Genomic DNA, 6,525 nt, shown 5'->3' on the forward strand with positions numbered 1-6,525 from the left:
GGGGGACAATGCGCTGTCCCTGTTTTGAATCGTCTATCCAGGGTCGTCCAAGGTGGTAATCGGACGTCCTTATTCGGTGCATACTTGTTAACGGAAGCCCGATCGGGGGGTCGGGGTTCCAGCCGAATCGGCGGCGAGCTGGGGGGTTTCTGCTCGGTCGATTCGAGTCGCACTCGGACCAAACGCGACACCAGCCGGCGAAGGCCCTGACCAAGTCAGAACCGGTTTGAGCGAGCAGCGGCCTCTCTTGGGCGGGGGAACCCGGAGGGGCCGCTGTCGCATATCACGACGACATTTCTTGTCGTTGCGCGCGCGATTCATATTCGCGCTTTCTCATTCTTATCGCGAGAAATCGACCGTTCCCGTGATTCGGGCGGCGGTCGTCCCGCCGACCCAGATCGCGTCGGCGTCCCCGTTAATGTGGACGCGGCCGGTGCGGCCGAGCGCGGTGCCCTGCGCGGCGACGTAGCGGCCGGGCAGCACCTCGGCCTCGATGAGCCACTGCGCGAGGCCCGCGTTGAGGCTGCCGGTGACCGGGTCCTCCAGGGGCGGGAGGTCGGCGTCGAACGCGCGCACCTCGACGTCGGCGTCCGCCCCGGCGGGGTGGGGCCCGACGAGTCCGAGCGACAGGTCGCCGAGCAGCGCGCGATCGGGACGGGCGCGCAGGACGGCCGCGGCGTCCGTGAGCAGGAGCCCGAGCCAGCCGGGGCCGTTGTCGACCCAGTTCGCCCCGACGACGTCGTCCTCGCCCAGGCCGACCGCGTGCAGGGCGCGCTCGACGACCTCGCCGTCGGCCGCGCCCGAGCGCACCAGCGGCGGCGCGGCGAACGCGAGGCGGCCGTCGGCGTCCGCGACCTCGATCAGGCCGGCGCCGCACTGCTGGACGATGCGTCCGGGCGTCCGGGGGACGCCGCCCGCCGCGAGCCACGCGCGGCACGAGCCGAGGGTCGGGTGGCCCGCGAACGGCAGCTCGCGCCCGGGGGTGAAGATGCGGAGCCGGTAGTCGGCGCGCGGATCGGTCGGGGCGAGCAGGAACGTGGTCTCCGACAGGTTCGTCCAGGAGGCGAAGCGGGCCAGCTCGTCGTCGGGCAGGCCGTCGGCGTCGTGCACGACCGCGACGGGGTTGCCGCCGAACGGCTCGTCGGAGAAGACGTCGACCTGGGTGAAGCGGTGTGGGCTCATGGCTCCCACCGTTGCACGGATTCGATCCCCCGCGCCATCGCGGACGCCGGCGCCGCGGCGACGAGCCGGTCGCGCAGCGCCCCGGCCACGCCGCCCGCCTGGGCGAGGCGTCCGAGCGCGCGGGCCTGGGCGGCGATCTTCTGCGCCCGCGGACGCCGCACCGCGTCGTAGCGGACGAGCGCCTCCTCGACGCCCGCCCCGCCGGCCACGAGCGCGGCGAGGGTCGCGGCGTCCTCGAAGGCCTGGTTGGCCCCCTGGCCGAGGTTGGGCGTCATGGCGTGGGCGGCGTCCCCGAGCAGCGCGACGCGGCCGGCGACGAACGTCGGCAGGTCGGGGGCCAGCTCGTCGATGGGCCGCCAGAAGACGCCCTCGGCGGGCGTCGCCTCGACGACGCGGGCGATCGGGTCGTGCCAGCCGCGGAACTCCTCCAGGACGCGGGCCCGCTGATCCCCCGGACGCTCGCCGCGCAGCCCGCCGCGGACCGCGAACCAGTAAACGCGGCCGTCGGGCAGGGGGACGACGCCGAACCGCTTGCCGCGGCCCCACGTCTCGCCCGGGACGACCGCCTTGACCGGCTCGGGCGTGACGCCGCGCCAGCAGCCGTAGCGGGCCCACAGCGGGGCGCCGGGCAGGTCGAGGGCGAGGCGGGTGCGCGAGTTCAGGCCGTCGGCGCCGACGACGAGGTCGAAGGTGCGCTGCTCGCCGCCGACGTCGGCGAGGCCGGAGGCGGCGTCCAGGACGCCCGCCGTCGTGTCGTGCCGGACGGTGCCGTCGGGCAGGGCGGCCACGAGGGCGTCCCGAAGTTCGGCGCGATGCACGACCCGCAGCCGCGCGTACGACGCGGCGGGCGGGCGTGCGAGCCAGGAGCCGTCGGGACGCCGCACCCCGCCGCCGGTCGGCGGGACGCCTCCGGTGAGCCGCTCGACGTGCTCCAGCAGGCCCACGGACGCCAGCGCGTCGAGCCCGTTGCCGAACAGCGACAGGCCCGAGCCCTCGCGCCGGTCGGCCGGCCGCCGCTCGGCGACCGTGACCGTCGCGCCCGCGTCGATCAGCCCGTGCGCGGCCGCCAGCCCGCCGAGCCCGCCTCCGATGACCAGAACGTCCATGGGGGCGATGATGCCATCAGTAGCGCGGAAGCGACGGATCGACCTCGTCCCGCCACGCGAGGATGCCGCCCGCGAGACTGCGGACGCGGGCCGGCCCGCGGGCGAGCAGGGCCTGGGCGGCGCGCGCCGACCGGACGCCGCCCTTGCAGTAGACGACGACCTCCTCGCCGGGCGCGACGTCGGGCGGGTCGGCGAGGAACCCGGCGAGCGGCATCGCGGTCGCGCCGGGCAGCATGCCGAGGTCGCATTCGGCCGGCTCCCGGACGTCGATGAGCCGCGGGGCGCGACCGGCGTCCAGCAGGGAGGCCAGCTCCCGCGGGCTGATCTCGGGCACGACGGGCGGCTCGCCGGAGGCGCCTGCGGAGGACGCGGGCGGCGTCCCGTCGTCGGCGCGGGGGCGCAGCGGCAGCTCGGTGATCGTCGTCGCGAGCGTGTCGAGGAACAGGACGCGCCCGAGCAACGGCCGGCCGACGCCGCACAGCAGCTTGACGGCCTCGATCGCCATCATCGAGCCGACCTGCCCGCACAGCGCTCCGAGGACGCCGGCGTCGCCGCAGCTCGGGACGAGCGCCGGGTCGGGCGGGGCGGGGAAGAGGTCGCGCAGGTCGACGCCGGGCGTGTCGGCGCCGGCGGGTGGGTTCTTCCAGAACAGGGAGACCTGGGCGTCGGTGCGGTAGATCGCCGCCCAGACGAACGGCAGCCCGAGCGCGGCGCAGGCGTCGTTCACGACGTAGCGGGTCGGGAAGTTGTCGGTGGCGTCGACCACGAGGTCGTAGCCGCCGAGCAGGTCGTGGGCGTTGGACGCCGTGAGCCGCTCGGCGTGCTCGGTCACCGTCACGCCGGGGTTGAGCGCCCGGACGCGAGCCGCGGCGGAGGCGACCTTGGGCGTCCCGACGGCGGCCGTGTCGTGGATGACCTGCCGCTGCAGGTTGGTGAGGTCGACGGCGTCGTCGTCGACGAGGCCGAGCGTGCCGACGCCGGCGGCCGCCAGGTACAGCAGGACGGGGGAGCCGAGGCCGCCCGCGCCGATCACCAGGACGCGCGCCGCGCGCAACCGGCGCTGCCCGGCGTCCCCGATCGCCGGAACCAGCACGTGCCGCGCGTAGCGCTCGCGCTCGGCGGGGGTGAGGGGCGGCGCGGGGTCGACGAGGGGCGGCAGCGGCATGGGGGCAGCCTAGTCGCGCGGGTCTTCTTGATCGATAAAGTGCCGGGGGTCGTTGCGCACTGTAACGATACAGATCACCCTGGAGATGCTCGACGAACGGGGTACGAAGAGGACGAAGAGGAGGAGGTGCAGGATGCGCGTCACGATGAAAGACATCGCGGAGGTGTGCGGAGTGTCGGTCATGACGGTGTCGAACGCGTTCAACCGTCCGGATCAACTGTCGCGCGAACTGCGCGAGCGCATCCTCGCCCGGGCGGAGAAGATGGGCTACGCCGGCCCGGACGCCCGCGCCCGCAACCTGCGCGCCGGGCGGTCGAACACGTACGCGGTCGTGTTCGCCGAGCGGCTGAGCTACGCGTTCACCGACCCCTTCTGCACCGTGTGGCTGGCCGGTTTCAGCCAGGCGATGGAGGCGCGAGGGGCGAGCGTCGTGCTGCTCTCGGTGCCGGTGGGCAGCCCGGGGTCGCTGGAGGCCGTCCAGCGGTCCGCGTTCGACGGCCTGGCGGGCCTGTGCGCGTCCAACGACGCGATCGACGCGGCGCGGCAGCGCGGGCTACCGGTCGTGGTGACGTCGGCGAGCGACGTCGGAGACCAGGTCACCATCGACGACTTCGCGGCAGGGCAGGACCTGGCCCGGCACGTGCGGCGGCTCGGGCACCAGCGAGTCGCGGTGATCGTCGAGACCCTCGACGAGGACGCCGACGTGCCGGTCGAGCTGGCGGTGCCGGAGTTCGAGCGGCTCGTGGCCGACGTCCGGAACCGCGGCTTCCTCGACTCGTGGGAGCGGTGGCGCGGGCTGTTCGCCGGGCTGGAGGGGGCGGAGACGTCGGTGGTCGTGGGCGGGCTGAACTCGCGCGAGGCCGGCCGGGCGGCGGCTCCGCTCGTGCTCGACCGCGCGGACCGGCCGACCGCGATCATCGCGGTCAGCGACGTGATCGCGCTCGGCGTCCTGGAGGCCGTGGACGCCCGCGGCCTCGTCGCGGGACGCGACGTCTCGGTCGCCGGCTTCGACGACCTGCCCCACCTGGCGGAGGCGGCGGGCCTGACGACGATCCGGCAGCCCATCCGCGACAAGGGACGCCTCGCGGCCGAGTTGCTGCTCGACCCCGACCGGCAGCCGCGTCGGGTGACGCTGCCGCACGAGTTGGTCGTCCGGAGGAGCACGGGCCCCGCCAGGTAGGCCCGTCGTCCTGCCGGCCCTTTCCGGTACCCCGTTCCAGACATTTCTAGCGAGGAGAAATCGCCATGTCTTTCTACAGCCATGCCCCGTTCGTCGAGAACGCCCGTCGTGAGGCGGCGTCCGCGCTGCCGGGCGCGCCGGTGATGGACGCGCCGGTGTCGGGCGCAGCGGTGTCGGGCGCGGGGGCGGCGTCCAGTCGGGCGGGTCGCGCCGTGCGGCGGTGGGTCGCCGCCGTGGTGCGCCGGGCCGCGGAGGCGGCGTTGCGTTGGGCTCGCGCGCAGGAGCGTCCGGCGTGACAGATGTCACCCGAACCGATGAAGGGTGGCACTGCTCGGGGCGGCGTCCGGTGGGAAGCATGGAGGCATGAACGAGAACCACTCCTTGCAGACCAAGAATCCCGAAGGCGTCCGGGCGGGTGAGCGCGAATACGCCGGCTTCCTGGCCGGGCGTCCCTGGTGGCGCGGCGCGGTCGCGATCGCGCTGCTCGTCGGCGGCTGGGTGATCGTGACCGTCGGCCTGTCGGTGGGCGCGCTCGCGTTCTCGACGCTGCTCGGCCTGCCGACCGGCTTCGGCGAGGGGCCGTCCCGGATCACGCCGCTGATGTTCCTCGCCGTCAATCTGACGTGGGCGGCGCTGATCCCGTTGTCGTTGGGCATTCAGCGGCTGCTGTACGGGGAGGCGGCCAGCCTGCACTCGGTTGTCGGGCGGGTGCGCTGGGGCCTGCTGGTGCGTGTCGCGCTGGTGCTGGTGCCCGTGTATCTGCTCGTGAACGCGACGGGCGTGCTGGAGGGCTTCGGGGCCGGGGACCGCGGCCGGGACGCCGGGGCGTTCCTGCTCGTCTGCCTGCTGACGACGCCGCTGCAGGCCGCGGGCGAGGAGTACGCGTTCCGGGGCCTGCTGACCCGGGCGGTGGGCGGCTGGTTCCGCGGGGGGCGGGCCGCGCTGATCGCCGGTGGCCTGGTGAGCTCGCTCGTCTTCATGGTCGCGCACGGCGCCGGGGACGCCTGGCTCAACGCGCACTACCTCTCGTTCGGGCTGGCGCTGACCGTCATCGCCTGGCGGACCGGCGGTCTCGAGGCCGGCGTCGCGATGCACGTGGTGAACAACATGGTCGCGTTGGGGGTCGGCGTCTGGGCCGGCCAGGACCTCGGCCAAATGGCCAACCGCCAGGCCGGCGTCGGCGGGCCGTTCATGCTGCTGCCCATCGCGTCGTCGATCGTCATCGCCGCGGTCGTCTGGTGGTGGACCGCCCGCCACCGCACCCCGCGCAGCGCCGTGCCCCCGCGCAGTGTCCTGTCCCCGCGCTCGGACGCCGTGTCCCCGCACAGCGCCGAGTCCCCGCGCTCGGACGCCCTGTCCCCGCGCTCGGACGCCGACGGCGCCGACGACGTCCCCGCCCCTCGGACGGCGGAGGCAGACCCGGGCGATGTGGAGGCCCGCTCCGACGCCGCAGCGGCCGGCGGCGGCGTCCCGTCGGGGGAGCGCCAGGGCTGACCGGCCCGACCCCTCCCGGCAGAAGGACCCTCATCGGTGCGGCCGTCCTCATGGGCGGCCGCACCGCCGTGTCGGAGCGCGCCTCCTTCGAGCGCGAACGGCTGCGCACTGGATTTCGCGCCATCAGTGAGAACAGCGTGAGGTTTGATGCATCGCGCACTGCTTTGCAGGTGCCGTGCCGTATCGGTCCTTCGCCGACGCGCCCACGCCTCCACGTGCCGACGTGAGGCGGTCGCTGTCCACGTCTGCGTCGCACGCCGCTTCGGCCCCACGCCCACCCCCGGCGCTCTTCCCGGACCCGCCCGCCGGGCCACTCGCCCCCGGGCCCACGGGCCTCCGCCCAGCCGTCTGGCGCCCACGGGCCTCCGCCCAGCCGTCTGGCGCCCACGCGCCCCCGA

General features: G+C 74.6%; 6 protein-coding genes. 3 read left to right on the forward strand and 3 right to left on the reverse strand.

All coding sequences use genetic code 11. The features are described 5' to 3' along the window. Positions 1-339: 339 nt before the first annotated feature. Genes WMJ97_RS13885 through WMJ97_RS13895 form a run of 3 tightly spaced genes read right to left on the reverse strand, consistent with a single transcriptional unit; the run spans position 340 to position 3,453 of the window. Positions 340-1,182 carry a PhzF family phenazine biosynthesis protein gene (locus WMJ97_RS13885; protein WP_347349600.1) on the reverse strand — a complete coding sequence of 281 codons (843 nt, stop codon included), beginning with the start codon at positions 1,180-1,182 and terminating at the stop codon, positions 340-342. Further along, positions 1,179-2,288 (reverse strand): FAD-dependent monooxygenase, encoded by a 1,110-nt coding sequence (locus tag WMJ97_RS13890; protein WP_347349601.1) that lies wholly within the window; start codon positions 2,286-2,288, stop codon positions 1,179-1,181. Before WMJ97_RS13890 ends, WMJ97_RS13885 begins: the two co-directional genes overlap by 4 nt. Before the next feature lie 16 nt (positions 2,289-2,304). Beyond that, on the reverse strand, positions 2,305-3,453 hold the full coding sequence (locus WMJ97_RS13895; protein WP_347349602.1) for a ThiF family adenylyltransferase: 1,149 nt from the start codon (positions 3,451-3,453) through the stop codon (positions 2,305-2,307). 133 nt (positions 3,454-3,586) lie between these two features. On the opposite strand from WMJ97_RS13895, the gene WMJ97_RS13900 reads away from it, so the two are divergent. From WMJ97_RS13900 to WMJ97_RS13910, 3 genes are all read left to right on the forward strand, one after another. Next, positions 3,587-4,633: a LacI family DNA-binding transcriptional regulator gene (locus WMJ97_RS13900; protein ID WP_347349603.1), complete on the forward strand. Its 1,047-nt coding sequence runs from the start codon at positions 3,587-3,589 to the stop codon at positions 4,631-4,633. A 65-nt stretch (positions 4,634-4,698) separates the two neighbouring features. After that, positions 4,699-4,929: a hypothetical protein gene (locus WMJ97_RS13905; RefSeq protein WP_347349604.1), complete on the forward strand. Its 231-nt coding sequence runs from the start codon at positions 4,699-4,701 to the stop codon at positions 4,927-4,929. Between the two features lie 67 nt (positions 4,930-4,996). Beyond that, positions 4,997-6,127, forward strand: a complete 1,131-nt coding sequence (locus tag WMJ97_RS13910) for a CPBP family intramembrane glutamic endopeptidase (protein ID WP_347349605.1) — start codon at positions 4,997-4,999, stop codon at positions 6,125-6,127. Positions 6,128-6,525 lie beyond the last annotated feature (398 nt).

The sequence above is a fragment of the Nigerium sp. genome, from assembly GCF_039811905.1.
Lineage (GTDB): Bacteria > Actinomycetota > Actinomycetes > Propionibacteriales > Propionibacteriaceae > Propioniciclava.